The sequence below is a fragment of the Streptomyces sp. NPDC086519 genome (assembly GCF_040686075.1).
GTDB classification, from domain to species: domain Bacteria; phylum Actinomycetota; class Actinomycetes; order Streptomycetales; family Streptomycetaceae; genus Streptomyces; species Streptomyces shenzhenensis.
The window spans coordinates 24,239-50,855 of sequence record NZ_JBFBJL010000037.1 but is presented as its reverse complement, the minus strand read 5'-3'; the positions used below and the strand labels follow the sequence as shown (position 1 = coordinate 50,855).

The 26,617-nt window shown below is 72.5% G+C and carries 26 protein-coding genes; 19 read left to right on the top strand and 7 right to left on the bottom strand.

Annotated elements, in window-relative coordinates:
• Nucleotides 1–74 precede the first annotated feature (74 nt).
• Nucleotides 75–845: a glucose 1-dehydrogenase gene (locus AB0P24_RS30100; protein WP_365799430.1), complete on the top strand. Its 771-nt coding sequence runs from the start codon at nucleotides 75–77 to the stop codon at nucleotides 843–845.
• Between the two features lie 150 nt (nucleotides 846–995).
• Here AB0P24_RS30100 and AB0P24_RS30095 read toward each other — a convergent pair whose 3' ends face one another.
• The 4 genes from AB0P24_RS30095 to AB0P24_RS30080 form a co-directional block, all read right to left on the bottom strand.
• The gene (locus AB0P24_RS30095) at nucleotides 996–2,207 is read right to left on the bottom strand and encodes an MFS transporter (RefSeq protein ID WP_365799428.1); all 1,212 of its coding nucleotides are present in this window, start codon (nucleotides 2,205–2,207) and stop codon (nucleotides 996–998) included.
• Between the two features lie 101 nt (nucleotides 2,208–2,308).
• Nucleotides 2,309–2,911: a sigma-70 family RNA polymerase sigma factor gene (locus AB0P24_RS30090; protein ID WP_365799426.1), complete on the bottom strand. Its 603-nt coding sequence runs from the start codon at nucleotides 2,909–2,911 to the stop codon at nucleotides 2,309–2,311.
• A 208-nt stretch (nucleotides 2,912–3,119) separates the two neighbouring features.
• Complete coding sequence (locus AB0P24_RS30085) at nucleotides 3,120–4,055, bottom strand: response regulator transcription factor (RefSeq protein ID WP_365799424.1); 936 nt, start codon at nucleotides 4,053–4,055, stop codon at nucleotides 3,120–3,122.
• A 311-nt stretch (nucleotides 4,056–4,366) separates the two neighbouring features.
• A complete protein-coding gene (locus tag AB0P24_RS30080) occupies nucleotides 4,367–5,551 on the bottom strand; it encodes a transposase (RefSeq protein WP_365799422.1) in 1,185 nt (394 codons plus the stop codon).
• A gap of 526 nt (nucleotides 5,552–6,077) precedes the next feature.
• Between AB0P24_RS30080 and AB0P24_RS30075 the strand changes: the two genes are divergently transcribed.
• On the top strand, nucleotides 6,078–6,713 hold the full coding sequence (locus AB0P24_RS30075; protein ID WP_365799420.1) for a TetR/AcrR family transcriptional regulator: 636 nt from the start codon (nucleotides 6,078–6,080) through the stop codon (nucleotides 6,711–6,713).
• 290 nt (nucleotides 6,714–7,003) lie between these two features.
• Here the strand turns inward: AB0P24_RS30075 and AB0P24_RS30070 are convergent, their stop codons facing one another.
• Both AB0P24_RS30070 and AB0P24_RS30065 read right to left on the bottom strand, forming a co-directional pair.
• Nucleotides 7,004–7,480 carry a nuclear transport factor 2 family protein gene (locus AB0P24_RS30070; RefSeq protein WP_365799418.1) on the bottom strand — a complete coding sequence of 159 codons (477 nt, stop codon included), beginning with the start codon at nucleotides 7,478–7,480 and terminating at the stop codon, nucleotides 7,004–7,006.
• Nucleotides 7,477–8,253: an arylmalonate decarboxylase gene (locus AB0P24_RS30065; protein WP_365799416.1), complete on the bottom strand. Its 777-nt coding sequence runs from the start codon at nucleotides 8,251–8,253 to the stop codon at nucleotides 7,477–7,479. The genes AB0P24_RS30070 and AB0P24_RS30065 overlap by 4 nt, the downstream gene beginning before the upstream one ends.
• 296 nt (nucleotides 8,254–8,549) lie before the next feature.
• Here AB0P24_RS30065 and AB0P24_RS30060 point away from each other — a divergent pair, with 296 nt between their 5' ends.
• The 17 genes from AB0P24_RS30060 to AB0P24_RS29980 all read left to right on the top strand — a co-directional run bounded on the left by AB0P24_RS30060 (nucleotide 8,550) and on the right by AB0P24_RS29980 (nucleotide 25,528).
• On the top strand, nucleotides 8,550–9,704 hold the full coding sequence (locus AB0P24_RS30060) for an isopropylmalate synthase (RefSeq protein WP_365799414.1): 1,155 nt from the start codon (nucleotides 8,550–8,552) through the stop codon (nucleotides 9,702–9,704).
• Between the two features lie 68 nt (nucleotides 9,705–9,772).
• Complete coding sequence (locus tag AB0P24_RS30055; RefSeq protein WP_181806726.1) at nucleotides 9,773–9,958, top strand: lysine biosynthesis protein LysW; 186 nt, start codon at nucleotides 9,773–9,775, stop codon at nucleotides 9,956–9,958.
• Between the two features lie 31 nt (nucleotides 9,959–9,989).
• Nucleotides 9,990–10,838, top strand: coding sequence for a RimK family alpha-L-glutamate ligase (locus AB0P24_RS30050; protein WP_365799412.1), 849 nt, complete (start codon nucleotides 9,990–9,992; stop codon nucleotides 10,836–10,838).
• Entirely contained in the window at nucleotides 10,835–11,902 is a 1,068-nt protein-coding gene (argC, locus tag AB0P24_RS30045) for an N-acetyl-gamma-glutamyl-phosphate reductase (RefSeq protein ID WP_365799410.1), read from the top strand. The genes AB0P24_RS30050 and argC overlap by 4 nt, the downstream gene beginning before the upstream one ends.
• Nucleotides 11,899–12,699 (top strand): acetylglutamate kinase, encoded by an 801-nt coding sequence (locus tag AB0P24_RS30040; protein ID WP_365799408.1) that lies wholly within the window; start codon nucleotides 11,899–11,901, stop codon nucleotides 12,697–12,699. The genes argC and AB0P24_RS30040 overlap by 4 nt, the downstream gene beginning before the upstream one ends.
• 33 nt (nucleotides 12,700–12,732) lie before the next feature.
• Nucleotides 12,733–13,296, top strand: a complete 564-nt coding sequence (locus AB0P24_RS30035) for a gamma-glutamyl-gamma-aminobutyrate hydrolase family protein (protein ID WP_365799406.1) — start codon at nucleotides 12,733–12,735, stop codon at nucleotides 13,294–13,296.
• Between the two features lie 77 nt (nucleotides 13,297–13,373).
• Nucleotides 13,374–14,516: a Glu/Leu/Phe/Val dehydrogenase dimerization domain-containing protein gene (locus tag AB0P24_RS30030; protein WP_365799404.1), complete on the top strand. Its 1,143-nt coding sequence runs from the start codon at nucleotides 13,374–13,376 to the stop codon at nucleotides 14,514–14,516.
• Nucleotides 14,513–16,192 carry an AMP-binding protein gene (locus tag AB0P24_RS30025; protein ID WP_365799402.1) on the top strand — a complete coding sequence of 560 codons (1,680 nt, stop codon included), beginning with the start codon at nucleotides 14,513–14,515 and terminating at the stop codon, nucleotides 16,190–16,192. Before AB0P24_RS30030 ends, AB0P24_RS30025 begins: the two co-directional genes overlap by 4 nt.
• A 165-nt stretch (nucleotides 16,193–16,357) precedes the next feature.
• The gene (locus AB0P24_RS30020) at nucleotides 16,358–17,665 is read left to right on the top strand and encodes a pyridoxal phosphate-dependent aminotransferase (protein ID WP_365799400.1); all 1,308 of its coding nucleotides are present in this window, start codon (nucleotides 16,358–16,360) and stop codon (nucleotides 17,663–17,665) included.
• 110 nt (nucleotides 17,666–17,775) lie between these two features.
• Nucleotides 17,776–18,666 (top strand): fumarylacetoacetate (FAA) hydrolase, encoded by an 891-nt coding sequence (locus tag AB0P24_RS30015; protein ID WP_365799398.1) that lies wholly within the window; start codon nucleotides 17,776–17,778, stop codon nucleotides 18,664–18,666.
• Nucleotides 18,663–19,646 (top strand): PDR/VanB family oxidoreductase, encoded by a 984-nt coding sequence (locus AB0P24_RS30010; protein WP_365799396.1) that lies wholly within the window; start codon nucleotides 18,663–18,665, stop codon nucleotides 19,644–19,646. The genes AB0P24_RS30015 and AB0P24_RS30010 overlap by 4 nt, the downstream gene beginning before the upstream one ends.
• Before the next feature lie 45 nt (nucleotides 19,647–19,691).
• The gene (locus tag AB0P24_RS30005) at nucleotides 19,692–20,960 is read left to right on the top strand and encodes an acyltransferase (RefSeq protein WP_365799394.1); all 1,269 of its coding nucleotides are present in this window, start codon (nucleotides 19,692–19,694) and stop codon (nucleotides 20,958–20,960) included.
• Nucleotides 20,961–21,103: 143 nt separating this feature from the next.
• Nucleotides 21,104–22,528, top strand: coding sequence for an MFS transporter (locus AB0P24_RS30000; protein ID WP_365799392.1), 1,425 nt, complete (start codon nucleotides 21,104–21,106; stop codon nucleotides 22,526–22,528).
• A 132-nt stretch (nucleotides 22,529–22,660) separates the two neighbouring features.
• Complete coding sequence (locus AB0P24_RS29995; protein ID WP_365799390.1) at nucleotides 22,661–23,032, top strand: MarR family transcriptional regulator; 372 nt, start codon at nucleotides 22,661–22,663, stop codon at nucleotides 23,030–23,032.
• A gap of 78 nt (nucleotides 23,033–23,110) precedes the next feature.
• Nucleotides 23,111–23,821 (top strand): DsbA family oxidoreductase, encoded by a 711-nt coding sequence (locus AB0P24_RS29990; protein WP_365799388.1) that lies wholly within the window; start codon nucleotides 23,111–23,113, stop codon nucleotides 23,819–23,821.
• Nucleotides 23,822–23,993: 172 nt separating this feature from the next.
• Entirely contained in the window at nucleotides 23,994–25,211 is a 1,218-nt protein-coding gene (locus AB0P24_RS29985; protein ID WP_365799386.1) for a cytochrome P450, read from the top strand.
• A gap of 107 nt (nucleotides 25,212–25,318) precedes the next feature.
• Nucleotides 25,319–25,528 carry a DUF5988 family protein gene (locus AB0P24_RS29980; protein WP_365799384.1) on the top strand — a complete coding sequence of 70 codons (210 nt, stop codon included), beginning with the start codon at nucleotides 25,319–25,321 and terminating at the stop codon, nucleotides 25,526–25,528.
• A gap of 115 nt (nucleotides 25,529–25,643) precedes the next feature.
• On the opposite strand, the gene AB0P24_RS29975 is transcribed toward AB0P24_RS29980, so the two are convergent.
• Complete coding sequence (locus AB0P24_RS29975) at nucleotides 25,644–26,594, bottom strand: ROK family protein (RefSeq protein ID WP_365799382.1); 951 nt, start codon at nucleotides 26,592–26,594, stop codon at nucleotides 25,644–25,646.
• Between the last annotated feature and the right edge of the window lie 23 nt (nucleotides 26,595–26,617).

Here is a 26,617-nt window from a genome sequence, read left to right as displayed (position 1 = left end):
CGAATTGCGCACATCATCGCGGCACACGACGCATCGAGGCGTCATGGGCTCGCGGTACGGCCTAAGGACGGGGAATGAGCGTACGAGGAATGCTGGACGGAAAAGTCGTCATCGTCACCGGGGCGTCGAGCGGCATAGGGGCGGGCGCCGCCCGGCTGTTCGCCGCCGAGGGAGCCGCGGTGGTGCTGCTGGCACGCCGCGCCCACATGCTGGAGGTGCTCGTCAAGGAGATCGTCGCCGAGGGCGGCAGGGCCACCGCGGTGGCGGGGGACGTCGTCCGGCCCGACGACGTGCGGTGCGCGGTGGACACCGCGGTCGACACGTACGGACAGCTGGACGGCGCGTTCAACAACGCGGGCTGGGCGACGGCGGGGACTCCCCTGCACGAGACCGAGGACTCCGTGTTCGACCAGATCATCGACGTCAATCTGCGAGGGGTGTGGAACTGCCTCAAGTACGAGGTGCCGGCCATGCTGGCGACGGGCGGGGGCGGTTCCATCGTCAACACCGCCAGCGTCGCCGGGGTGATCGCCACCGGGACCGCCTCCCCCTACATCGCCGCCAAACACGCGGTGGTGGGGCTGAGCCGGGCCGCGGCGGACGAGTACGGACAGCGAGGGGTACGGGTGAACTCGCTGATCGTGGGCAGCACCCGGACCGAACTGATGAACGACGTGCTCGACGAGCAGCCCGAGTTGGAGGAGCCCTTCGTCGCCCGCTCCATGCAGCGGCGGATGGCGGCACCCAAGGAGGTGGCGGAGGCCGCCGTGTGGCTGTGCAGCGACCGGTCCTCGTTCGTCACCGGCGCCGCGATGGCGGTGGACGGGGGATGGACCGGGCGGTGACCGGACGGGTGTGACACGCATCCGGAAACGACCGCAGGACACCGGACGCCACGGGCCGTTCCCGGCCGTGGGGTCCGGTGTCCTCGCGGGCGAGGGCTCTCTGGCGGCCCGGCCCGCTCTCCTGGGCCCGCCCGCTTCCGCCCGCCGCTCTCAGGCGCCGTCGCGGCGCGCCGCCGGGAACCCGTGGGTGCGGGCCGCGACGACCGTCACGAGCACGGGGACCAGCAGCAGGAGCAGGCCGCGCGGCAGGGAGACGGCGCCGAGCGTGTCGAGCAGGATGCCGCCCGCCACCCCGCCGCCGGCCATGGCCACGTTCCACAGGGTCACGAGCATCGCCTGGGCGCCGTCCGCCTGGTCGCCGCCGGCGTTCCCCACGGCGGTCTGCAACAGCGTGGGGACACCGCCCCAGCCCAGACCCCACAGCGCGGCGGCGGTGCAGACGAGGGCCGGCTGCTCGGCCGGCACCGCGAACAGCGCGGCGCCCGCGGCGATGAGGAGCACGGACCCCACGGTCAGGGCCCGCAGCCGGCGGCTGATGTACGCGCCGACGACCCAGATGCTCAGCAGGCAGGCCGCGCCGAACACCAGCAGCACCAGATCGGTGGCGCCGCCCTGGCCGAGGTCGTCGAGGAGCGTCGCGATGTAGGCGTACAGGAGGGTGTGAGCAAGGACGTAGACCAGGGTCACGAAGAGCACCGGGCTGACGCCGGGAACCGTGAGGGAGCGCAGCATCGGGACGCGGGCGCCGCGCCGCTGCCCGGGGAAGTCGGGGACCGCGGCGGCGATCCAGCCGATCAGCAGGACGGTGAGCCCGGTCATGGTCAGGAACGCGGTGCGCCAGCCGACCGCGGTGCCGAGAAAGGTTCCGGCGGGCACGCCCAGGGAGAGCGCGACGGGGATGCCGGCCATCGCGATGGCCAGGGCCCGGCCCTGCAGATGCGGCGGGGCGAGGCGCCGGGCGTATCCGGCGAGCAGCGCCCAGGCGAGGCCCGCCGCCACGCCCGCGACGAACCGGGCGACCATGGTGAGCGGATAGTCGGAGGACAGCGCCGTCACGGTGTTGGCCAGGGCGAAGCCCGCGACGGCGCTCTGCAGCAGCAGCTTGCGCCGCCAGCCGGCGGTGGCGGCCGTCAGCGGGATCGCGGTGAGCGCCGTCCCGACCGCGTACACGGTCACGGTCTGCCCGGTCGCCGACTCGCTCACGTGCAGATCGGCGCTGATCGCGGGCAGCAGTCCGGCCGGCAGCGTCTCGGTGAGGCTGGTGATGAACACGGCCGTGGCCAGCGCGAGCAGCGCGGACAGCGGCAGCCTCCTGGCCGGTTCGGCGACCGGCGCGGCGCTGGTGGGTGTCTGGGTCGTCATGGGGGTGTCACTCACACCTTCGTACGTCTGGCCGCGCTGCGGCACCGGTCGGAATGGCGGTCGGTAGCGGAAGGACCCGCCCGAGGGGGTTCGGGCGGGTCCTAGTTCGTCTCCTCGGAGGCCAACGGTCGTGCGGTCAGGCCGTGGTGGCCCTCCAGGAGCATGCGCAGGCGCCTGCGGCCGCGGTGCAGGCGGGAGTTGACGGTGCCGGCCGGGATGCCGACCAGGGTCGCGATCTCCTCGTACGGCAGTCCCTCGACGTCGGCCAGGTAGACGACGACCCGGAAGCCGTCCGGGATGGCCATCAGCGCCCGGCTCACCTCGGGATCCGGGATCAGATCCATGACCTGGGCCTCGGCCGACGGCAGCCCGCGGGAGGTGTGCGAGGCGACGTTCACGAGCTGCCAGTCCTCGAACTCGGAGGTGGGCGTGCAGCGCGGCTCCGTCTGCTTCCTGCGGTAGGACGTCAGATAGGTGTTCTTCAGGATCCGGAACATCCAGGCCCGCAGGTTGGTACCCGGATGGAAGCGGTGGAAGCCCCGGTAGGCCCGTGCGTACGTCTCCTGCACCAGGTCCTCCGCGTCCGCGGGGTTCCGGGTCAATCGCATGGCCTGGGCGTACAGCGGGGTCCGCAGGACGAGTGCGTCCCGCTCGAAGCGGGCCGAGCGCTGCTCGTCCGTCTCGGCCGCGGGTGCCGTGGTCATGTCCGTCATCACAGTCCTTGCGATCGGTACGTCCTGCGTCTCCGGGCGTGACGCGGCCTGCGGCTACCGCACGCGTACGACGGGACCGGTGAGCACTGGACGGCGCTCGGGAGGAGGGTGGGGCGGGGCCGCTGCGGAGCGGGTGCCTCCGACGGCGGGGCGTGGGCCACCCCGGTGATCGGGCGATCTGGTCACCGAGATTACATAGCTACCGTTCGGTTTTTATGATGGGGCTCGGTTCCGGGAGCGACCTCGGGAAGTTGGCGAAGTAGCCGCGGGAGGCAGGGCGGGGTGCCGCCCGGTGCGGGGTTGCGGGTAGGGAATCGGTGACGGGAGCGGTGGGGTCCGGCAGGACGTCGGTGGGCGAGGAGTGCGGTGGCGGCGGGCCGGTGGGTATCGGCTCCGGCGGCCGGTCGACGGACCGGGCGTGCGGCGGCGGGCCGGTGGGTGGGCCCGCGAGGTCGTCGGAGGCGCCCGAGCCCGGCCGGCCGCGGCCGATGCGGTAGCCGACGCCGCGCACCGTGACGATCCAGTCGCTGCCGAGCTTCGCGCGCAGGCTGCTGACGTGGGTGTCGAGGGTGCGGCTCGACGCCACTCGGTCGCTCTCCCAGATCTGAGTCATGATCTCCCGGCGGGAGACCACGGTGGCCGGGCAGGAGGCCAGCAGATAGAGCAGGTCGAACTCCTTGGCGGTCACGTCGACCGTGCCGCCGTGCAGGCGCACCTCGCGCGAGCCTCCGTCGATGCGCAGACCGTCGACCGTCAGGGTCCGTGCGCCGGCCGAGCGCGGGCGGGCGCGGCGCATCACGGCCTGGATGCGGGCCGTGATCTCGCGGGAGCCGCAGGACCTCGGCACGCAGTCGTCGGACCCGGCCTGGAGGGCGAGGACGCGGTCCAGTTCGGTGTCCCTGCCGGTGACCGAGATGATCGGGGTGTCGCTGACCGATCTGATGGTCCGGCAGACCTCCAGGCCGTCCATGTCGGGCAGTTCGAGATCGAGCAGCACCAGGTCGGCGGCCAGGTGCAGTTTCAGGGCGGCTGTTCCGGTGCCGACGCTCTGCGCGTCGTAGCCCTGCCGGCGCAGGTCGTGCACGGTGGATTCGGCCACGGCGGTGTGCTCGTCGACGACAAGGACGTTGACCATGGGGCTCACTGACTCCCTCGGACGGACCGGACGGTGGGGTTGGGTTGCGATCGGGCGCCGGCGGGGTCGGGGGTGCGGTGACGCGGAGGGTGTTGCGCGGGCCGGTGCGAGGAGGTTGCGGTCGGAGTGGCGACCGGGCCGGGGCGGGTGCGCGGGGCGGGGCCGGGGCGGGTGCGCGGGGCGGTGTTCCGGTCACCGAGCGGGGCCGCGGCCCCGGCGGGAAGGGATCGCGCGGCAAGGCGCCGGCGGGGCGCCTCCCGCAGCGGGGACCCCCGGAGCCCACCCGTGCCGCCCCTGGTGGGTCACGGCGGTCACGCGATCTCCCGAGCCGGGTCGCGGGACCGCGTCGTGGTGGCATAGGCGCAGGCCGCGGAGACCAGGGTCATGTGGTGGTGCCAGCCGGGGTAGGAGCGGCCCTCGAAGTCGAGCATGCCGAAGTCCTGTTCCAGGCGGTCGAGGGCGAGATGGGTGCCGCGGCTCAGACGGGCCAGGCCGAGGAGGTGGTCCGCGGGGCGGTCCAGGAGGTTGGTGATCCAGACCTGCGGACGCTGGTCCTCGGCCGGGTGAACCTCGGTGAACAGGCGGAAAACCTGACGCGTACCCGGCAACCGGGCCAGCGCGGACCGGGCCTGGGCGGCCCTGGGGCGGGCGGGCCCCAGCGGCCGGACCGGTACCGGACCGCGCCCACCCCGCCGGTGCAGCAGCGCCAGCGCAGACGTGCCGCCCTGCGGGGGCACGTCGGTCCGGCGGACGGCCGACGGGGTGCCCGGGTCGGCGTCGGCCGGCAGCACGCGCAGGTTCGCCGGGACCGAGGTCACGAAGTCGTGCCCGCGCCGGCGCAGCACGATCGCCAGCGGACCGGCGTCCGGGCAGTCCCCGAGGTCGGCGACGACGGGAAAGCGCACCCCGTCGGCCGCCGCGGCCTCCACGAGGGACACCGCGTGGGCCCACAGCGGCTGATGGCGTACGGACTCCGGGATCCGGGTCCGCTCGCGCAGCCCGGCGTCCTTGTCCCACGGCGGCGGCAGCACCAGCCGCCAGTCCACCGGCAGGTCACCCACCTCCGAGGAGGCGAACAGGCCGAGTCCCAGCTGGCAGTTCACGGTACGGCCGAGCGTGGGCACGAACCGGCGGTGCACCCCGCAGCTGTGCTCCCCGCGCTTGGGCAGGATGGCCATGCCGATCGACAGGGCCCGGACGGCGGTCCGCCGCTCCGCCCAGCCGAGCAGTTCCCGGCGGGCCGGCGCCCAGTCCCACGGGCTGGCGTTGACGAACTGGTGCAGCGACTGCGGCGCGGTGGGCGAACCGGAGACCGCCGCGGCCAGGTGCCGGATCGACTTACGGCCCGGTGCGACCAGCAGGCCCTGCAGGTAGACGCGGGCCCAGCGGCGCTGGTCGGCGCGCGGGAGGTACCCGAACAGGGTCTCCGCGAACTCCGACACCGGCTCGACGAACAGGGTCGGTCGAGGATCCGGAGTGGTATGGCGCTCCGTCATGTTGCGTTCCCTCCTGGCAAGGCGCACCCCCGTGGTCGCGTGACGGCTTCGGCTCGACCGGTGCGACGGCGACCCCAAAACCATAACGAACGTTCTCTTTGTTATTGTGGGAGTTGTCAGCACCTTTGCCAAGTCGGCCGGTGACCTCACAGGAGTCGCGGGGAGCCGGAAGCGGCCATCCCCGGAGGGGGCGTGATCGCGCCAAGAAGGCGAAGCCACGCATACCTACCCGGTGTTGATGTTATGCATAAGCTAATCGGCGTGAGGGAACGGGTTACTTGGGCGTCCGAGCGAGTGAAGGACATACGTGCTCACGCACGCACGTGCGATCAGATTCCGCTACCCATGGGCGGCCTCGCGACACATGGCGAGAATTCGCTGTCGCAATGGACGTGGTCCGCCATGTGAACACATGCGTGGAACGGGAAGGAACGCCGACTGCCGATGAGTTGGACGGGCCTGCGGTGCCCGGTCCCCATCGGACCGTGCGACGGCCCCACAGTGGGCGAATCTCTGGAGACGGACCATGGTGAAGCAGGAGCGAGCCGCGCGCACGCGGGAGACCCTGATGCAGGCGGCGGCCGAGTTCTTCGATCGCGACGGATACGGCCTGACGACGTTGTCACGGGTCAGCAAGGCGGCCGGCATCTCCATGGGCGCGCTGACGTTCCACTTCCCCACGAAGGACGACCTGGCCGACGCGGTCCAGGTGCGCGGTGGCTCGATAACGCGTGCGGCGCTGGACCGGGTCACCGACACCGCCGACGAGCCGCTGCAGATGCTGGTCGGCGTGACACTGGAGCTCGCCCGGCTGCTGGAGAAGGAGGCGATAGTGCGCGCGGCGGCACGCCTGAGCCGTGAGCGGCGCAGCACCTCGGCCGACTGGCCGGGCACCTGGCTGCCCGCCGTCGAACGCCTCCTCGAGAGCGCCACGGAACGCGATCTGCGCCACGGCATCGACCTCAAGGCCGTCCGCGCCCTCGTCGTCCATCTCATCACCGGCGCAGAGGCCGAGATGCGCTGCACGTCGGCCCACGCCAAGGACCACACCGACGGTGCCGAGGCCCAGCTCTCCGACATCTGGCATGTGGTCCTCCGGGGAGTGGCGGACCAGACCCGCACCGCCCCCCAGGCCCGCGGAGAGGACGAACTGACGTCCTGAGACACCGCCCCGCCACTGGGGCAGCGGGGTCCCTGCCATACGTCCGCAGGGGCCGTGGGAAACCGCGCGACGGGCCGACAGCCGACTCGCACCGGCCGGCCCCGCGCACCCCCTCCGGCTTGCCGCCCACGTCCGGCGCCGGCGAGAAGGCACGGCCGCGACGCCCGCCCAGACGTCGCGGCCGTGCCCTGGGGTGCCGTCCCGGGAGGGGGGTGACGGGACGGCTGGTCTCAGAAGAACGGAATTCCGGGGAGTACGGGGATCACCGGGGCAGGGGCGCTCGCACCCCTTCAAGCCAGCACGTGCAACGTCGCCGACAGCCCCGTCACCGAACACGTCCGGATCCGCACCGCGCCCCCTTCCCGCACCACGGTCCAGATCTGCTGGACGTCATGGGCCGGCGCCCGGCGTCGTCCCAGACCGTCCCGCCGCGTCCCGCGCCAGCCGACGCCCAGCCGGACCTCGGCACTGGGGCCGTCGTTGAGGCGTACGTCGACGGAGGCGAGGGTGTGGACGCCGCAGGCAAGCCCGCGGCTCGCGGCGGCGTACCACGTACAGAAGCCTTCGCGCTCGTGGAAGACGCCTTCGGGCAGGTGCAGGACGAGGCCGCGGGGGACGAGCAGGGGCAGCAGGTCGGCCACCGGTGCGCGCCGGTCGAGGGCGGCGAACCAGTCCTCGGCGAGCTTCACCACCGCGCTCCCGGTGAGCCGGGCGGGCGCACCCTGGGGGTGCCGGGCGGCCGCGGGACGGGACGCGGTCCGGTTCATGCCGCGCTCACCGCCTGGCCGGGCCGCCGGGCCAGCCGTTGCAGCAGGTGGTGGCCCGCCTCCTCCGGGTCGGCCGCGCCCAGGGTGCGCAACGCCCACCAGGCGCAGGCCAGGTTGGAGGTCAGCAGCACCCGGCCGGTCTCGCGGGCGAGTTCGTCCAGCGCGGCCAGGGTGTACATGCCCGTGCCGGTGAACAGCAGCGCGGAGTCGTCGTCCCCGAACGCCTGGGTGCGGACGCGCTCCAGGAGGGACTCGGTGGTCACCTCGTAGGGGTTGAAGCGCTCCTCGGCCGTTCCGGGAGCGCCCGCCGGGACGAGGACGGTGCGGACGACCGTCAGGCCGGCCTTCTCCCAGTAACCGCGGGACGTCTCGGTCAGCCAGGGCTCGTAGGGCGAGACCAGGGTGAGCCGGGTGAGCCCCAGTGCCGCGCACGCCGCCAGGATCGCCCGCGTCGAGGACAGCACCGGATACCCGGCCCGCTCGCTGAGTTCGGCGCAGAACCTGCGGTCGCCCTCGGGCGAGAGCAGATAGTGCGAGGCGCTGCAGGCGACGACCGCGGCGTCGAGGCGCATACCGCCGAAGTTGCCGAGAGTCTCCGGCAGGACGGCGTTGTAGGTGTCGAGCATCTCGCGGAGCCCCATGCCCGGTGTCACCGGGAAGCGGGCCGCGAAGACGTTCAACCGGTCGCCGACAAGGCGGTGGAACTCGGGCTCGGCCGTCGGGTTCTCCGGAGGGACGACGACACCGAGCCGGGGTATGCCGGGAAGACTCATGACGGATCACCAATCTGCCGTATCTGCCGCTCGGGGCCGACGCTAATCCGGTCCGGGCGGCCGCGTCAGTAATTCCGCGATGAATTACCCGGATTCTGACCTGCTTTCCGAGCCGCTTTCCTGCGCTCACGTCCGCTTGACGATATCTCACATACCCCTGACACGCGGATCCTTGACGCACGATACCCGCTTTCGGAAGGCTGTTCGCACAGCCACCGCAGCACTCGCATTTCAGCGTCTGCTGCGTCCACTTACCGGATTTCCGCTTCTCTGCGAATTCCAAAGGAGTGAATGCGATGGCGGTATCAACACAGGACGGGGGCCTCCCTCAGGGGCTTCCCCACATTTCCGACGCGACCCTCCGGGATTCCGCGCACATGGCCGGCGTGGAGTTCGGCCCGAAGGACGCCGCGGTCATCTCCGACCTGCTGGTGAAGACGGGCGTGGACCTGGTCGAGGTCGGGATGATCTCCGGGCCCTCGTCGAAGGGCGCGGACCTGATCCTCGCCGTTCACGAGTCCGTGGGACCCGAGCGCAGCATGTCCCTGGTCGTGGTCCGGGACCGGCACCAGGTCGTCAAGGCGCTCGACGAGGCCCTGCGGCTCGGGGTGACCCATGTGATGTTCTCGATCCCGACGTCCGAGCAGCACGCCCGGCTCAAACTGGGCACGCCGAGCGCCAAGCTGCTGACCGCGGTGGCCAGGGCGGCTGTCCAGGCCGCCAAGGACCGCGGCTTCCACGTCACCTTCAGCGGTGAGGACGGCGCCCGTACGCCCCGGGAGCGGCTGGTGCCGTATGTCACCGCCGGTTTCGAGGCCGGGGCCGACCGGTTCCGGCTCGCGGAGACGGTCGCGTATCTCACCCCCTGGCAGATGGAGGAGAAGATCGCCGATCTCACCGCCATCGACGGCTCCGAGATCGAGATCCACTCGCACAACATGCTGGGCATGGCCGTCGCCAACTCGCTGGCCGCCCTGCGGGCCGGCGCCCGGTGGATCTCCGCCACCGTCGGCGGGATCGGCGAGCGCGGCGGCAACGCGCCGCTCGCCGAACTGCTCACCTCGCTGCGGGTCGTGCACCGCGACACCCGCTTCGACCTCAGCCACCTCACCGAGCTGTCCCGGGTCGCGCTGGCCGGGTCGGGGCTGGGCGAGGCCTTCCAGTCCGGTCCGACCACCCCGCACGCCTTCGCGTACGAGCTGCCCGGCCAGCTCAGCCACCCGGAGGCCTACGAGACCCTGCCCGCCGAGCTGGTCGGCAACGCGCGCGAGCTGCGCGTGCGCTCCCGGCTCACCTCGGCGCTGGTCAGGTGGGCGCTGGCCGGCGAGGCCGACGACCTCGACCTCGACGCCTTCACGGCGTGGCTGACGTCCCGTCAGGAAGAGCGCGGCAACCCCCTGCTCAACGCGGACGACGTCCGCAAGTCCGCCGTCGAGTTCCGGGCCCTGTGAGTCCGCTCGGCACACCGCGAACCGCATCCGGGCCGCACGGGCCCGGCCAACCGTTCTGGAGACCACACATGTCCACCACCACCCTCACCGGTGCCTGCCCCGAGTGCGAGACGGATCTGACCACCCCTCCGATGGTCAAGGGCGAGACCCTCGCCTGCCCAGAGTGCATGCTCACGCTCCGGGTCGAGGACATCGACGACGGCGCGCTCTCCCTCCAGATGGTCGAGGTCCAGCTCCGCGACTGGGGCCAGTGAGCGCCCCCGGCGCATGGAGGAGTGACCTGTCATGGGCGGCAAGGTAGCCATCGTCGCGGATCGCGTCGGCTGGGAGGAACGCCAGCTGATGCAGGCCGCGAGCGCATTCGACCTGGACATCGAGTGGGTCAACGACGAGTCCCTGTGCCTCGGGGACCCGGACGCCGACTCGATCAGCGACTACGACGCGGTACTCGTCCGCAGCCGCAGCTACACCCGCGGCGGACTGCTGGCGAGCCTCGCGGAGGCCTCCCGGATCCCCACGCTGAACTCGGCGTCGGCGATCCACGCGTGTGAGAACAAGCTGGAGCTGCGCACGCTGCTGCGCTCGGCGGGGGTGCCGGTGCCCGACTTCCGGCTGGTGCTCTCCCGCCGGGACTTCGAGAAGGCGCTGGAGCAGTTCTCGCTGCCGCTGGTGCTGAAGCCCGTCTTCGGCGGCATGGGCAAGCGGGTGACGCTGCTGCGGCACTCGGACACCGCGCAATCCGTGTACGACTACGTCGAGGACCTCGGCCACGCCTTCGAGCAGGCCTGTCTGCTCGAACCGTTCGTCGAGGGCGGTTCGGTCCGCTGCCTGGTCGTGGGCCGTGAGCTGGTGGCCGCCGCGCGGTTCGTCAGCGGCGGCGCCGACTGGCGCAACAACGCGGCGCTCGGCAACCGCACGCAGTCGGTCGACCAGCAGCCCGAGCTGCTGAAGATCGTGGACAGCGTCGTGGACGTCCTCGGCAGCGGAATCTACGGCGTCGACCTGTTCGAGACGGCGTCCGGCTACGTCGTCAACGAGGTCAACCACGCGCCGGCCTTCCGGGGCGTGGCCACGGCGACCGGCGTGGACGTCACGTCGGCGGTCGGCCGTCATGTGCGGGAGGTCCTCGGATGATCCGCGTCGGTGTCGTCGGCGCCTCCGGGCTGGCCGGCGGCGAGCTGATCCGGCTGATCGTCCAGCATCCGGAGCTGGAACTGACCTTCCTCGGCGGCTCGTCCAGCGCCGGCAAGCGGCCCGCGCAGCTGCACCCGGGGCTGCGCCTCGACTTCGGCGGACTGACGGTCGAGCCGGTCGGGGAGGACCCCGCCGAACTCGCCGAGCGGTGCGACGCGGTGTTCCTCGCGACGCCCGCGCCGGTCTCGGCCGAGCTGGCCGGGCGGCTCGCGGACCGGGTGCCCTGTGTGCTCGACCTGAGCGGCGCCTTCCGCATCCGCACCCCGGAGCTGCACGACCGCTGGTACCCGAAGGTGCGGCGCGCGACCGACCTGGCGGATCGATTCGTCTACGGCGTCCCCGAGCTGGTCGGCGAGGAGCTGGCCGGTGCCTCGCTGATCTCGCTGCCGGGCTGCTACGCCACCGCCATCACCCTGGGGCTCGCCCCGCTGGTCCTGGAGCTGGGTCTGGACCTGAGGACGGTGGTCGTGGACGGCAAGAGCGGGTCGAGCGGTGGCGGCCTCCAGCTGCGTACCGCCGATCTGCACCCGCTGCGCAACGGTGCCATCGCGCCGTACGCACCGGTGGGGCACCGGCACGCGGCCGAGGTCGGCGACTTCTTCGAGCGCGGCAAGCCGGGCCACGTGCAGTCGCTGACCATGTCCGCGTACGGCGTCTCGCATGTGCGCGGACTGCTCGCCAGCGCCTATGTGTTCACCGACGACGAGGTGGACGCGCGCACGCTGCAACGGACGTATCTCCGTTTCTACAAGGGGCACCGCTTCGTGCGGGTGCGGCGCAACACCGAGACGCTGATCCCGGTGCCGGACCCGCAGGCGGTGCTCGGCTCCAACTACTGCGACGTGACCGTGCTGCACGACCCGGACGGCGGGCGCATCGTCGTGCTGGCCGCGCTGGACAACATGGTCAAGGGCGCGGCGGGGCAGGCCGTGCAGGCCCTCAACAAGCGGTTCGCGCTGCCGGAGGAGACGGGGCTGACCATGCAGCCCGTGATGCCGGCATGAGCACCGCGAACCGGGTCGCGCCCTTGGTGGTCAAGCTCGGCGGCAGCTGCCTGGACACCCTCGCCGAGGACTGGTGGGACGACCTGGCCGGGCACGGCCGGGTCCGCCCGCTGGTCCTGGTGCACGGCTGGTCGAAGCCGCTCAAGCGGCTCAGCTCCCGGTACACCGACCCCTCGGCGATCCTGCGGGACCGCTACGGCAACCAGAGCCGGTGGACCACGCCCGAGGTCATCGAGGACATCAAGACCGTCAGCGCGGACCTCGGCAAGGAGGTCATCGCCCGGCTGGAGTCCCGGGGCCTGACGGCCGAGCGGCTGATCGGCAGCGACGGGCTGGTCGGCGCGAGCGAGGGCGAGCGCTGGTGGTGGCGCGGCAAGGAGCTGGTGGAGCTGGAGAACCTCGTCGGCCCGATCACCGGGGTCGACGCGAGCCTGCTCGGCGAGTTGCGGCCCGGCCACAGCCACCTGGTCACCCCGCTGGCCCGCAACGGCGCCGGACAGGAGGTCAACACCGACGCCGACCGGGCGGCCGCGGCCGTCGCGGCGGCGGCCGGAGCCGGCGACCTGGTGCTCGTCACCGACGTCACGCACCTGCTGATCGACGGCGAACCGGTGTCCTCGATCACCGCCGAGGCGGCGGCCGGCTTCCGCGACCGCGGGGCGACCGGTGGCATGCGCAAGAAGCTGCGGGCGGCCGGGGAGGCACTGGACGGCGGTGTCGAACGGGTCGTCATCGGCAGCGCGCCGGTCACCGAACTGCTGGCCGGCCGCACCGGCACGGTCATCACCCGGGCCTGACCGCCCGGGACGAGACGAGAGGAGCGACGACTCGTGGCCACATCGCGGGTTCTCGTGGTGAACAACGGAACCCTGTCGCTGAAGCAACTGCGCAGGCGTTTCGAGGAGCTGGGATCGGAGACCGACGCCGTCGACGCCGCCTCGGTGCCGCACACGATCGCCGGGCGCTATCAGGCGATCGTGCTGAGCGGCACCAAGGTCCGCGCCTACGACAGCGACCACTACCGGCCGCTGATCGACCTGGTCATGACCGCCGACGTCCCGGTGTTCGGGATCTGCGGCGGCATGCAGATCATCGCCGTGGCGAACGGTGCGGAACTGGTCGAGGGGCCGCAGCGGGTCGGCGGGTTCGACGTCCAGGTCGACACGGAGGAGCCCCTCTTCTCCTACGTCAAGCCGACCGTCACGGTCTTCGAACGGCACACCCTGTATCTGCGTGCCGCCCCGGACGGGTTCCGCGCGATCGGGCGGTCCAGGCTCGCTCCGGTCGAGTTCCTGCGTTCCGAGGACGGGCGCATCCACGGGGCGCAGGCCCATCTCGAGTTCCGCCAGGACGGCAAGGACATCCTGCGCGGATTCGCCGATCTCTACCGCTGAAGGCCCGAAGGCCGCCGCGAGGGGCCGTGGCCGGGCCAACTTCCTTTTCCCACCGGATCGATCGTGAGGTTCACGTAATGAGCGTTCTGGACGACGGGTCGGCGCGCGAGGGCGGCGGCGAGCCCGCCTTCACGGTCTCCCTCAACGGCGCCCGCGGCCCGCTGAAGGGCTGGGTCGTGGTCGACTCCCTGGTCGACTCGCTGGCCATGGGCGGCACCCGGATGACCCCCGACGTCACCGAGGCGGAGGTACGCGCGCTGGCCCGCGGCATGACGCACAAGCTCACCCTGGTCGGCCTGCCGATCGGCGGCGCCAAGGCCGGCATCGTCGCCGACGGCGGCGACCGTGAGGAGACCCTGCGCACCTTCGGCCGTACGGTCGCGCCGCTGCTGCACGGCGGCATCCACCTGGGCTGCGACATGGGTGTCACGCCGGCCGACCGCAAGGTCTTCTTCGCGGAGGCGGGCTACGACCCGCGCCGCAAGAACCGCGCCGTCGACATGCCGTACGACTGGCGCACGTACTACGAGCCGCTGGTGGACTGCACCGGCCACGGTGTCGGTGTCGCCGCCGTCACCGCGCTGGAGCAGGTGCACGGCTCGGGCGGCGCGCGCCGGGTGGTGATCCAGGGCTTCGGCAGTGTCGGGCGGGCGGTGGCACGGTTCCTGGAGCACCGCGGGCACCGGATCGTCGGCGTCGCCGACATCCAGGGCACCATCAGCGCGGACCGGCTGCCGGTCGAGGACCTGCTGGAACTCACCGACGGCTTCGGCCGGATCGACCGCTCGCGGCTGCCGCAGGGCGTCACCGTCTCCGAGGAGCCGGAGGCGTGGCTGGACCTCGACGCCGACGTGCTGGTGCTGGCCGCGAACCACAACGCCGTCAACTCCGGCAACGTGCACCGGCTGCGGGCCGGGCTCGTGGTCGAGGGCGGCAACATCACCGTCAGCCCCGAGGCGCGCCTGAAGCTCGCCGTCGCGGGCGCCACGCTCGTCCCGGACGTGGTCGCCAACGTCGGCGGGGCCGCGGCGGCGGGCCTGGCGCTGGCCCGCGTGGTGCCCTTCGAGCTGCCCGGCGACCAGCGCAAGAACTGGGTCTTCGACTGGGTCGGCACCCGGGTCCGGCGCAACACCCTGGACCTGCTGGAGATCGCCGCCGCGGCCCCGCACGAGGACCCCTTGCCGGCCCTGATATCCGCACGTCGGAAGGAGCACCGATGACCACCGCCCCGCCGTTGGAGACCGTCGCGATCACCACACCGCTGCCGCACGACCGGGCCAGCCGTGAGGCGCTGTACCGGCAGCGCGGCTGGTGGCGGGACGAGACGTTCCTCGACGACCTGCGCCGTCAGGTCCGGCTGCGCCCGCACAAGATGGCGCTGGCCGGCCGCCGGATCACCCAGGCCCGCACCGACACGCTGGACTACTCGGAACTGGCCCGCATCACCGACCGGTTCGCCGGCGCGCTCGTCGAACTGGGCGTGCGCCGGGGCGACTTCGTGGCGGTCCAGCTGCCCAACCTGTGGGAGATGGTGCCGCTGATCTACGCCTGCATCCGGATCGGCGCGGTGATCTGCCCGATCTCGCCGATCTGCCCTGAGGAGGAGCTGCGCCACCGGCTGGGGCTCACCGAGGCGCGGGTGTGCGTGACGGTCCCGGAGTGGGACGGCACCCCGCTGGGCAAGATCGTCACCGGGCTGCGGGACGAACTGCCCACCCTGGATCACGTCGTCGTGGTCGACGGGCACGCGCCCGAGGGAGCGATCGACTTCCACGACCACTTCGTCGCCGCCCCCTGGGAGGACGTGCACGGCGACGACGAGCTGGCCGGCCTCGAACTGCGGCCCGACGAGCCGTTCGTCGTGCTGTTCACCTCGGGCACGACCGGCGAGTCCAAGGGCGTGCTGCACAGCCAGAACACCGTGCACGCGGCGATCCGCGGCTACGCCGACACCTTCCTGCTCGACCACAGCCTGGTCGCCGTGGTGACCACCCCGCTCGTGCACTACTCGGGGTTCGCGCAGGGCATCCTCGCCGGCGTGATGCTGGGCGGCACCATCGTCTTCCAGGACAAGCGCAGCAACGACGTCCTGCTGGACCTGGTGGAGCGCTACGGCGGCACGCTGGTCTACGGCCCGCCACCGACCCTGACCGACATCGCCGAGTCGCAGCGCCGCGACCCCCGTGACGTGAGCACCCTGCGGCACGTGGTGACCGGTTCGGCGCCGGTGCTCCAGCCCCTGGTGGACGAGCTCCGGGAGACCCTCGGTGCCCGCACCTACTCGCTGTGGGGGATGTCGGAGAACGGTCCGGTGACCATCACCCGCCTCGACTACAACCAGGACTGGGCGGCGCACAGCAACGGGCGGCCGATCGACGCCATGGAGATCCGGATCGACAAGTGCCTGAACCCCACCGAGCGGGCCCCTGTCGGCCGGCTGCGGGTGCGGGGCGCGTCGCAGGCGCTGACGTACTACCGGCGCGACGCGGTGTTCCAGGAGCAGATGATCGACGACGGCTGGTTCGACACCGGCGACGTGGCGCGGGACGACGGGCGCGGGGGCATCCGCGTGCTGTGCCGGGCCAAGGACGCCATCATGCGGGACGGCATGGTCGTCCCCATGGCAGAGCTGGAGTCGATCATCGCCCGGCATCCGCACGTGGCCGAGGCCGCGCTGGTCGGGCCCGCCGGCCGGGTCTCCGACCCGATCCTCGCGGTGATCGTGCCGAAGGGCACCCAGGTGCCGTCCCTGGAGGAGGTCCGCGCCCACCTGCGGGCCGCCGACATCGACGAGCGCTTCCTGCCCGACCGGCTGGAGTCGCTCGACGCCCTGCCCAAGACGCTGACGGGCAAGGTCCGCAAGGCGAGCCTGCGGCAGCGGTTCGGCGACGCGTGAGACGGCGGGGGTGCGGAAGCGGACGGCGCTCCCGCACCCCCGCTCCGGCCGGCTCCCCCCACTCCGCGCCCCCTTCCCCCACACCGTGTTCGCTCCCCTCACCGGCCCGGTTCTCCCCCTCCCGCGTACCTCCCCTCTCACCCTCCAAAGTTCTGGGAGTCAGTCATGCCACAGCCCGGTTCGGTGACCATGTCGGCCACGCTGGCCGCCGACGAGGCGCTCGCGCGCCGGCGGGCGGCCGGGGAGCGGGTGATCCCGATGACGAGCGGGGAGATCGGGCTGCCGGTCCTGCCGGAGCTGCGGGAACGGCTCGCCGCCGCGGCGCGCCTCAACTCCTACGGCCCGGTGGCCGGCAGTCCCCGGCTGCGCGCGGCGGTCGCCGGGTACTGGGGCCGGCGCGGGCTCGACACCGACCCCGGGCAGATCGTGTGCGGTCCGGGCAGCAAGCCCCTGCTGTTCGCGCTGCTGCTGGCCATCGGCGGCGACGTGGTCGTGCCCAGCCCGAGCTGGGTGAGCTACGCCGCGCAGGCCCGGCTGGCCGGCGCGCACCCGCTGCCGGTTCCGGTGCCGCCCGGACAGGGCGGGCTCCCGGACCCGGACCGGCTGCGCACGGCGGTCGCCGCCGCCCGGGCCGCGGGCCGCGACCCGCGCTCGGTCGTGGTCACCCTGCCGGACAACCCGACCGGCGCGGTGGCCGAGCCGGAGACGGTGCGCCGGCTCGCGCGGGCGGCACGCGACCTGGACCTCGTGATCGTCTCGGACGAGATCTACCGCGACCTGGTCCTCGACCCGGACGTGCGTGCCGAGTCACCGGCGCTGCACGCCCCCGAGCGCACGGTCGTCACCACCGGCCCGACGAAGAACCTGGCGCTCGGCGGCTGGCGGCTCGGCGCGGCCCGGCTGCCCGCCGGCGAGACCGGCCGCTCGCTGGCCGACCGGCTCACCGTCGTCGCCAGCCAGATCTGGTCCAGCGCCGCCGCGCCGGTGCAGGAGGCGGTGGCCTACGCCTTCGAGGAACCGCCGGAGGTGGTCGCGCACCTCGCCGCCTGCCGCCGACTGCACGGGGCGGTGGTGCGCGCCGTCGCCGGGCGGTTCGCCGCGGCCGGCGCCCTCGTGCCGCCCGTCCGCGCGACCTGCTACGTGTACCCGGACTTCGAGCCCCTCCGCGCCCACCTGGCGCGGGCGCACGGGGTGCGCTCCGGGGCCGGGATCGCCGAACTCCTGGTGACCCGGCACGGGGTGGGACTGCTGCCCGCGAGCGCCTTCGGCGAGCCCGAGCGCTCCCTGCGGCTGCGGGCCGCCACCAGCCGGCTCTACGGCGACAGCGACAGCGAACGCGAGACCGCCCTGTCGGCCGCCGACCCGCTGCGACTGCCGTGGATCCAGGCGTCGTTGGACCGCGTCACCGAGGCCCTGGCCGACCTGACCGGCGGCCGGGACGCGTGGGCCGCGGGGCGGGACCCGGCCGCGTAGGGCGCCGCCGGAGACCCCCACAACCGTAACTGACGCACCATCAACCGCCGTATGCCGCAGGGGTTCCGCGCGGTCTACGGCCCGAGTCGCCCCCTGGGAGGGCCGTCAGCATGACCATCCTGTTCGAGAGCGAGTACCGCGGCGAGCGCCACGTCGGCATCGGCAAGCCGGCGCCGGGCGAGCCCCTGACCCTGTACAAGGTCCAGGAGAACCGGCTGAGCACGGAGTTCGTCACGGCCGGCCGCCCGGCGGACGTCGTCGCGGCCGTCACCGAGGGCGCCGCGTCCGTGTCGGTCGCCGCCGACGACCCGCAGCTGCGGCTGCTGCCCCCGCTGTTGCCCACGACCACCGGCAACGCGCTGGTCAGCGGCTTCATGCGGACCCACCGGTCGAAGTTCGACACCGCGCCGCGCGAGGACGAGGAGTTCGTCCCGCCGAACTGGTTCTTCAAGGGCCTCGGCGCCTGGCTGCGGCTGCCGGGCGAGCCGCTCGTCGTGCCGCGCAAGCCGGTCGCGCTGATCGAGGAGCCGGAGGTCGCGCTCGTCTACGTCAACGACGCCGACGGCGAACCGCACTACGCCGGCTACACCTTCGGCAACGACCTGTGCGACATCGGGTTGCACCGGGAGAACCCGGGCTGGAACCCGTACTGCAAGCTGTGCGACACCGCGATCACGCCCTGGCTGTTCCTGGACGAACCGCCGGCGTCGGTGACCGGCCGGGTCACCATCGAGCGGGACGGGGTGACCGCGTGGGACGGCCGCTTCGACTGCGGTGAGGACGCCCTGTACTTCCGGGTGCGGGACATGGTCGACCACCTGTTCTCCTTCCCGGCCGTCCGGCGGCCCGGCCTGGTGAACTACGTGCTGCTGGGCGCCGACGAGGCCAGCTACCACGACGGCTTCCGGATCGCCGACGGCGACCGGATCACGATCGACGTGAAGAGCCACGACGTGATGTTCGCCAACGACGTCCGGTTCGGCGGCGCGGTCACGTCATGAGCGGGACCGCCAAGGAGCAGTCCGCCCTGCTGGTGCACCGGATGACCTGGGAGGCGGCGGACGTGCTCTCCGTCGACCTGGTGCACCCGCAGCGCAAGCCGCTGCCGGCCTGGACACCCGGCGCGCACATCGACCTGCACCTGGACGGTCTGGTACGGCAGTACAGCCTGTGCGGCGACCCGGCCGACTCCGACCGCTACCGGGTCGCGGTGCTCAAGGACCCCGCGTCGCGGGGCGGTTCGGCGTTCGTGCACGGCGGGCTGCGGCCCGGCGCGCTGGTCACCGTGGGCGGCCCGCGCAACCACTTCGAGCTCGCGGACGCGGCGTCGTACGTCTTCGTCGCGGGCGGCATCGGAGTGACCCCGCTGCTCACGCACGCCCGGGAGGCCGCGGGGCGCGGCCTGCCCTGGCAGTTCTGGTACGGCGGCCGTTCCAGGGCGTCGATGGCGTTCGCGGAGGAGCTCGGCGAACTGGCCGCCGCGGACCGCACGGTGGTCCTGCGGCCGAAGGACGAGGACGGCCGCCTCGACCTGGACCGGGTGCTCGCCGGTGTCCCGGAGGGCGCCCTGGTCTACTGCTGCGGCCCGGAGCGGCTCACCGCGGCCGTCCGCGCCGGCTGCGCGGCGCTCGGCATCCTCGGCCGGCTGCGCGTCGAGCACTTCGCCGCGGCCACAGCCCCGGGCACGGGGACGGGCGCGGGCGCGGACGGCGGCACGGCGTTCGAGGTGGAGTGCGCGAAGTCCCGGGTCACCGTGACGGTCGGCCCCGACGAGTCGATCGTCGACGCCCTGGAGAACGTGGGCGTTGTCGTGGACGCCTCCTGCCGCGACGGCGTCTGCGGCACCTGCGAGGTCCCGGTCATCGAGGGCGAGCTCGATCACCGGGACATGGTCCTCACCGACGCGGAGCAGGCCGCCGGAGACCTGATGCTCATCTGCGTCTCGCGCTGCACCTCGCGGCGTCTCGTGCTCGATCTCTGACGCGGCCGGGCCGAGTCCCGGCGACCTGACTAGGAGTGACAGACCATGACCACCGAACAGTTCACCGGCCGGATCGAGTCCGGGCCGCCGGTCGCCGTGACGCCCGCGGCGGCCGGCGCGGACGTCCCGTCCCGGACACCCGGCGGGGCGGCCGCCGGCTCTCCCGCCGCGGCCTCCCGGCTGCCCTCACTGACGGGGCTGCGCGCCCCGATCGCGCTGGCGGTGTTCCTCTTCCACGCGGCGCTGCCCTTCGCGAGCATCCGGCTGTTCGCCGACGACTCCCTGGCGCACGGTTTCTACCGGGCCGTGGCGCAGGTCGGCGGCCTGACCATGCCGTTCTGGTTCGCGCTCAGCGGCTTCATCCTGGTGTGGTCGTACCGCGGGAACGAGAAGGCGACGGCCTGGTGGCGGCGGCGCTACGTCAAGATCGTGCCGCCGTACATCGCCGGCTGGATCCTCGCCCGGGTGCTGGTCGAGGGCGTCGACGGCTCGCACACCACCCTCACCCAGGGCTTCCTGAGCTTCTTCATGCTTCAGTCGTGGGTGCCGGACGTGCCCACCAACTTCGCGGTGAACAACGTCGGCTGGTCGCTGTCCACGGAGGCGTTCTTCTACCTCGTGTTCCCGGCGCTGTACCCGCTGATGCGCCGGATCCCCGCGGCGCGCCTCAAGTACTGGATCGGCGGGGTGGTGCTGGCCGTCGGCGCGGTGCCGCTGCTGACGTACGCGATCGTCCCGGTGGGCTCGGCCGTGGTGCCCAACGAGCCCCAGCACTCGGCCAACTACTTCTGGTTCGCGTACATCTTCCCGCCGACCCGGCTGCTGGACTTCGTGCTCGGCATGCTGGTGGCGCGCGCGGTCCTGCTGGGCCGTTGGCGCAACGTCGGCATGGTGTGGTCCGGGGTCCTGCTCGCGGTGTCGTACGTCGTCGCGCTGAACGTGCCGATGCTGTGGGGCCTCCGGGTGGCCTGCCTGCTGCCGGCCGTGATGCTGATCGCGGCGGGGGCAACGGCGGACAGCGAGAACCGGCCCAGCGTCTTCCGGAGCCGGTTCGCGGTGTGGCTCGGGGACATCTCCTTCTCCTTCTACTGCGTGCACTTCACGGTGCTGGAGTTCACCCGCCGGCTGCTCGGCGACCGGCTCTTCACCACCCCCGCGACGATCGCGCTGCTGGCCGGGCAGCTGGTCGTGTCGGTGCTGCTGGCCTGGGGGCTGTACGTCACCGTCGAGCGTCCGGTGACCCGCAGGTTCTCCCGCTCGCGGCGGGCGCGTGCGCGCAGCGCGGCGCGGGTGCCCGAACCCGCGCGAATGTGACCCAGGCCACACGGACGAAGGGAAGGACGGGCCTCGCGATCCCAGTTGGAGCTCGACGCACAGCCTTGAAAGCTGACTAACCGTCAGGCCTATAGGAGGGTCTCGTGACGACAGCAACACCGGCCAAAAAGGCGGGACTTGTAATGTTCCTGCTGGCCTTTTCCCAGGTCATCATCTCCGTCGACCTCAACATCGTCTACGTCGCGCTGCCCGACATCGGGGAGGCCCTCGGCTTCTCCGAGCAGTCCCTGCAGTGGGTGGTGTCGGCGTACGCCGTCTCCTTCGGCGGCCTGCTGCTCTTCGGCGGGCGCGCGGTCGACCGGCTCGGGGCCCGACGGCTCTTCATGACCGGCCTGACCTTCTACGCGGTCTCGTCCCTGGTCGGCGGTCTGGCGAACAGCCAGGCGCTGCTCATCGGGGCGCGCCTGGTGCAGGGCATGGGCGGCGCGCTGCTCTTCCCCGCCGTCCTCGCCCTGATCGCCACCTCCTTCGAGGGGCAGCAGCGCACCAAGGCGTTCGCCGTCTGGGGTGCGGCCGGCTCGCTCGGCCTCGCCGCGGGCGCGCTGCTCGGCGGAGTGCTGACCGACCTGGCGTCATGGCGCTGGGTGTTCCTGGTCAACATCCCGCTGGCCCTGGTCATCCTGATCCCGGCGCCGCGCGCGGTGCGCCCCGACGGCCCGGTCAACACCTCCGGCGGCTTCGACGTGCCGGCGGCGCTGCTGGCCACCGTCGGTGTCTCCGCGATCGTGACCGGCCTGGTCACCGGCCCGGACCACGGCTGGACGGCGAGCCTGCCGGCCACGTCCCTGATCCTCGGTGTCCTGCTGCTCGCGGCCTTCTTCGTCACCGAGGCGAAGACCCGCAACCCGCTCATGCCGCTGCGGCTGCTGAAGAACCGGCCGCTGGTGGTCGCCATGGCCGTCCTGCTGGTGTTCCAGACGGCGCTGGCAGGCGCGTACTACGTCTTCACCACGTACGTGCAGCCGGTGCTCGGCTACTCGCCCGTCCAGGCGGGTCTGGCCTTCCTGCCGCTCACGCTGTTCTCGATCATCGGCTCCGGCCGGCTGGCGCCGAAGATGATGGAGCGCTTCGGGCCGCGCATCACCCTGTTCACCGGCATGATCGTCAACGGCATCGGCATCGGGCTCACCGCCGTCGTCATGACCACCGGCGGGTCCTTCTGGGCCCTGCTGCCGGGCTCGTTCGTCTGGGGTGTCGGCGGCGGTCTGGTCTTCGTCTCGGTGTTCGCCACGGCGGGCTCCGGCGTCGACGCGGAGGAGCAGGGCGTGGCCAGCGCCATGGCCTCCACCGCCCAGCAGGTCGGCGGCGCCGTGGGCCTCGCGGTCCTGGTCGCCGTCGCCAACTCCACCTTCACCGGCAGCTACACCGACGCGAACCCCGCGGACGTGGTGGAGGGCCTGCGGCTCGCGGGTCTGATCGGGGCCGGCCTCCTGGTCCTGGGCGGCTTCCTCGCCCTGGCCATCAAGAGGCAGCCCTCGGTGAAGGCGGCCTCCGCCCCGGAGGCCGCGGTGCACGCCGAGGCGGAGAGCGAGCACGCGCTGGGCTGACCGGACCCCGGCCGGCGAGCCGGTACCCCCCGCCGACAGCGGGCGGCCTCGCCGGCCGGGGAGCCGGGGCACCGCACCCGCCCTACGGCTGCCCGGTCCTGTCGGAACGCCACAGGCGAGGAGCCCGAGTTCATGACGCCGATCGAGTCGGCACGCTGGCGCGAGCGGATCGTGGAGCACGTACGGATCACACAGGAACTCGACCGCGCCCTGGTGCGCGCGCACGGGATCAGCCTGTCGGAGTTCCTCGCCCTGTGCGCGCTCGACCGGGCGGGCACCCGGCTGCGGGCCAAGGACCTCGCCGACGCCGTCGGCCTGTCCCCCTCCGCCGTCAGCCGGATGCTCGTCCGCCTTGAGCAGCACGGTCTGCTGACACGGCGGTTCAGCACCGACGACCGCCGCGCGCTCTATCTGACCGTCACCGAGTCCGGCAGCCGCACGGCCCGCGCCGCCACGTCGACCTTCGACGCGCACCTGGGCCTCGTACCGGCCGCCCAGGGCTGACGCGCGGCGGCTTCCCCCGCTCGTCACCTCCGCATTCCCTCTTCCTCGGATTCCCTGCCTCGAAAGGAGAACCCCCACATGCGCGTGGAGATCTGGACCGACATCAGCTGCCCCTGGTGCTATGTCGGTCAGGCCCGCTTCGAAAAGGCACTGGCCTCGTTCCCGCACCGCGCCGACGTCGAAGTGGTGCACCGTTCCTTCCAGTTGGACCCGCACCGCACCAAGGGCGACGCCGAGCCCATCATCGGTTTCCTGATGAGGGGCAAGGGCTGGACCCGCGAACAGGCGCAGGCCAACGAGGACACCCTCAGCCGGCAGTCGGCGGCGCTCGGGCTGAAGTACGTCATGGGCCGCGACCACGGCTACACCTTCGACATGCACCGCCTCCTGCACTTCGCGAAGGAACAGGGCCGCCAGCGGGAACTGCTCACCCTGCTCTACCGGGCGAACTTCGCCGAGGAGCGTTCGGTCTACGACGATGACGAGCGCCTCGTCGACCTCGCGGCCGAGGCGGGGCTGGACGCCGACGCGGCACGGAAGGTCCTGGCCGACCCGTCGGCCCACGCCGAGGACGTCCACGCCGACCTGCGGGAGGCCGCGGCGGTCGGCGCCACCGGTGTGCCGTTCTTCGTCCTGGACCGCAGGTTCGCGGTGTCCGGCGCCCAGCGCCCCGAGGTGTTCACCCAGGCGCTGACGAAGGCCTGGGAGAGCCGCTCGTCCCTCCCGGTGGTGGCCGGCGCGGCGCACGGCGACGCCTGCGGCCCGGACGGCTGCCCGGTCCCGCACTGACCGGCGCCGCCGGGCCCGGGCGGGAGGAAACAGCATGGCCCTCCCGCCCTTTTCCGGCGTGACATGAATTCCGACTTGGCGAGGTCGAACGCAATACCCGGCCTTTTCTTGGCCGTCCAATTCACCGCTCATAAAGTCCCTTGAAAACCATGGCGCGACGAGAGGATGAGACATGACAGCCCCCACGGATGCCGCAACGGTCTCCCCGGAGATCCCGTTTCTCGACGTCCTCGATCCCGCATTCCGATTCGACACCCCGGACGTGGCCGACGCCCGCGCCGCCAACTGGTACGCCCGCACCCCGGTCGGGCTGCTGGTCCTGCGCTACGCCGAGGCGAGCGAACTCGTGCGCGACGGCCGGCTGACCCACAACGGCAAGGGCTTCATGGAGCAGAACGGCATCGTGGACGGGCCGATATACGACTGGTTCGTGCCGGCCCTGGTCAACCACGACGGCGCCGATCACCGCCGGATGCGCGGCCTGGTCAACAAGGCCTTCACGCCCCGCATGGTGGAGGGCCTGCGCCCGCTCATCCGGGCCACCTCGCGGCGGCTCGCCGAGGAGCTCGCGGGACGCGAGGAGGTCGACTTCTTCGAGGAGTTCGCCGACGCCCTGCCGCTGGTCGTGATGACCGAGCTGCTCGGGGTGCCCGCCGAGGACTTCCCGACCTTCCGCACCTGGAGCTCGGACATCGGTCTGGTCTTCAGCCTGGCCCTCGGCGGCGACATCCCCGCGCGCGTGGAGGCCGCCGTGTCGGGCCTGTACGCCTACGTGGACGGCCTGATGGCCGCCAAGGCCGAGAACCCCGGCGAGGACCTCATCTCCGCCCTGGTCGCCGTGCAGCGCGCGGAGGGCACGGTCACCGTGGACGAGCTGCGCAATCTCATCGTCACCATGGTCTTCGCCGCCCACGACACCACCCGCCTGCAACTGTCCAACGCGATGGTGACGTTCTCCGAGCACCCCGGCCAGTGGGAACTGCTCGGCCGTACCCCCGGCCTCACCGCGCAGGCCGTGGAGGAGGTCATGCGCTGGTCCCCCTCGTCGAACGCCGTCTACCGCTACGCGGGCGACAGCTTCGGCTTCCGGGACGAGACGTTCGCGCCGGGCACCATGTTCGCGATCGGTGTGCAGGCCGTGCACCGCGACCCGCTGGCCTTCCCCGGCGGCGACGTCTTCGACATCACGGTCGCCCGGCCGAACCAGGTCCTGCAGTTCGGCGGCGGACCCCACTACTGCCTGGGCGCCCCGCTGGCCCGTATGGAGCTCAGCGAGGCGCTGCCGGCGCTCGCCGAGCGACTCGGCCCACCGTCCGTCGCCGGGCCGATCACCTGGCGTCCGGCCATCGGCATCACCGGTCCGAACGAACTGCCCCTGCGCTTCGGCTGACCGCCTCGATCCGGTCAGAAATAACGGGATAAATAGGGGTTGTTCAGAGTTCGTCCGCCGGGTGACCATCATGGCAGTCCTGCAGACTCGTACACCGGAGGTATCCCGTGCCGAACTTCAAGGCTCTGCTGGTCGGCGGCCCGTCCGCTCTTCCGGCCACGGATCGCGTCCAGCTCGTCCCCACCCTCGCGGAGAAGGTCAAGCACCGCTTCGAGGCGGGGTACGAACACTTCGCGCACCAGGGCGAGTTCCGGACCGTCGACGGCGAGGAGCTGGCGGTCTTCCACTGGACCATGCGGACGGCCATCGCCGAGTGACCCGTACGCCGTCGGGTACGGCGCGCACCGAGCACCGAACGAAGGTCCCGCGCCCCGGACTTCCGGGCCGCGGGACCTTCGCGTGGTCGTCGGGGAGCTGTCGCCGTCCGCCGGTTCACAGCGGCGCCGGAACCCGCCGCCCGAACGTCTGCCGCGCCAGCAGCACCGCCCCGTCCAGCGAGGACAGTCCGCCCAGCGCGGCCGGCGCCACCGGCACGGGCGCCACGCCGGGACGGGTCAACTCCCGTACCCGGGTGGCGACCCGGGCCACATAGCCCGGTACGCCGGTGCCGAACCCGCCGCCCACGACGGCCAGTCGGGGATGGGCCAGCTCGGCGACGCCGACGACGGCGAGGGCGACGGCGGTGGCGCTCGCCTCGACCGCGTCCACGGCCCACCGCTCCGCCGCCCGCAGCCCGGTGGTCAGACCCGTGAAGTCGACGGGCGCGCCGCGCAGTTCGGCGGCCCGCCGCAGCGTGGCCGGTCCGGAGGCGAGGGCCTGGACGCAGCCGGCGCGTCCGCAGTCGCAGCGCGGTCCCGACCGGTCGACGACGAGATGGCCGATCTCGCAGGAGCCGCGCCCGGGGCCCGGCCACAGCCGCCCCTCGTGCACCACTCCCCCGCCCACGCCCGTGCCGACCCCGAGGTACACCACGTCGGCACGGGCCGCCGCGCGCGCCTCGGCGAGCGCGGCGAGGTCGCCGTCGTCGGCGTGCACCAGCGGGACGCCGGGGAGCATCCGGTGCAGCGCCGGGAGCAGGCCCAGGCCCACCCAGCCGGGCCGTCCCGGCCAGGTGAGCACCGTGCCGTCGGCGTCGCAGCTCGCCGGGAGCGCCACGCCCACGCCCCGCAGACCGCCGGCACCGCCCGGCAGGCGGCGCAGCAGGGACCGCAGGCGATCCGCGAGCAGGATGAGGTCGGCGGCGGGGTCGCCGTCGGGCGGCCAGCGGAAGGTCTCCTCGACGGAGTCGGCCGGGCCCTGACCCGAGTCGCCGACGGCGCGCAGCGCGACCTTCGTGCCACCGATGTCGATGCCGAGGTATCCGGAATACGACGAGATGCCCATGTGACTGTTCGCCTCTCCCCCGT

What these genes read in the sequence shown, in the direction of transcription:
- AB0P24_RS30005 (WP_365799394.1), top strand. Translation starts at nt 19,692, where the DNA reads ATGACCACCGAACAGTTCACCGGCCGGATCGAGTCCGGGCCGCCGGTC.
- AB0P24_RS30085 (WP_365799424.1), bottom strand. Translation starts at nt 4,055, where the DNA reads ATGGTCAACGTCCTTGTCGTCGACGAGCACACCGCCGTGGCCGAATCC.
- AB0P24_RS30060 (WP_365799414.1), top strand. Translation starts at nt 8,550, where the DNA reads ATGGCGGTATCAACACAGGACGGGGGCCTCCCTCAGGGGCTTCCCCAC.
- AB0P24_RS30000 (WP_365799392.1), top strand. Translation starts at nt 21,104, where the DNA reads ATGTTCCTGCTGGCCTTTTCCCAGGTCATCATCTCCGTCGACCTCAAC.
- AB0P24_RS30075 (WP_365799420.1), top strand. Translation starts at nt 6,078, where the DNA reads ATGGTGAAGCAGGAGCGAGCCGCGCGCACGCGGGAGACCCTGATGCAG.
- AB0P24_RS30065 (WP_365799416.1), bottom strand. Translation starts at nt 8,253, where the DNA reads ATGAGTCTTCCCGGCATACCCCGGCTCGGTGTCGTCGTCCCTCCGGAG.
- AB0P24_RS30090 (WP_365799426.1), bottom strand. Translation starts at nt 2,911, where the DNA reads ATGACCACGGCACCCGCGGCCGAGACGGACGAGCAGCGCTCGGCCCGC.
- AB0P24_RS29990 (WP_365799388.1), top strand. Translation starts at nt 23,111, where the DNA reads ATGCGCGTGGAGATCTGGACCGACATCAGCTGCCCCTGGTGCTATGTC.
- AB0P24_RS29985 (WP_365799386.1), top strand. Translation starts at nt 23,994, where the DNA reads ATGACAGCCCCCACGGATGCCGCAACGGTCTCCCCGGAGATCCCGTTT.
- AB0P24_RS30095 (WP_365799428.1), bottom strand. Translation starts at nt 2,207, where the DNA reads ATGACGACCCAGACACCCACCAGCGCCGCGCCGGTCGCCGAACCGGCC.
- AB0P24_RS30020 (WP_365799400.1), top strand. Translation starts at nt 16,358, where the DNA reads ATGCCACAGCCCGGTTCGGTGACCATGTCGGCCACGCTGGCCGCCGAC.
- AB0P24_RS30055 (WP_181806726.1), top strand. Translation starts at nt 9,773, where the DNA reads ATGTCCACCACCACCCTCACCGGTGCCTGCCCCGAGTGCGAGACGGAT.
- AB0P24_RS29975 (WP_365799382.1), bottom strand. Translation starts at nt 26,594, where the DNA reads ATGGGCATCTCGTCGTATTCCGGATACCTCGGCATCGACATCGGTGGC.
- AB0P24_RS30070 (WP_365799418.1), bottom strand. Translation starts at nt 7,480, where the DNA reads ATGAACCGGACCGCGTCCCGTCCCGCGGCCGCCCGGCACCCCCAGGGT.
- AB0P24_RS30080 (WP_365799422.1), bottom strand. Translation starts at nt 5,551, where the DNA reads ATGACGGAGCGCCATACCACTCCGGATCCTCGACCGACCCTGTTCGTC.
- AB0P24_RS30040 (WP_365799408.1), top strand. Translation starts at nt 11,899, where the DNA reads ATGAGCACCGCGAACCGGGTCGCGCCCTTGGTGGTCAAGCTCGGCGGC.
- AB0P24_RS30015 (WP_365799398.1), top strand. Translation starts at nt 17,776, where the DNA reads ATGACCATCCTGTTCGAGAGCGAGTACCGCGGCGAGCGCCACGTCGGC.
- AB0P24_RS30100 (WP_365799430.1), top strand. Translation starts at nt 75, where the DNA reads ATGAGCGTACGAGGAATGCTGGACGGAAAAGTCGTCATCGTCACCGGG.
- AB0P24_RS30030 (WP_365799404.1), top strand. Translation starts at nt 13,374, where the DNA reads ATGAGCGTTCTGGACGACGGGTCGGCGCGCGAGGGCGGCGGCGAGCCC.
- AB0P24_RS30010 (WP_365799396.1), top strand. Translation starts at nt 18,663, where the DNA reads ATGAGCGGGACCGCCAAGGAGCAGTCCGCCCTGCTGGTGCACCGGATG.
- AB0P24_RS30050 (WP_365799412.1), top strand. Translation starts at nt 9,990, where the DNA reads ATGGGCGGCAAGGTAGCCATCGTCGCGGATCGCGTCGGCTGGGAGGAA.
- argC (WP_365799410.1), top strand. Translation starts at nt 10,835, where the DNA reads ATGATCCGCGTCGGTGTCGTCGGCGCCTCCGGGCTGGCCGGCGGCGAG.
- AB0P24_RS30025 (WP_365799402.1), top strand. Translation starts at nt 14,513, where the DNA reads ATGACCACCGCCCCGCCGTTGGAGACCGTCGCGATCACCACACCGCTG.
- AB0P24_RS29995 (WP_365799390.1), top strand. Translation starts at nt 22,661, where the DNA reads ATGACGCCGATCGAGTCGGCACGCTGGCGCGAGCGGATCGTGGAGCAC.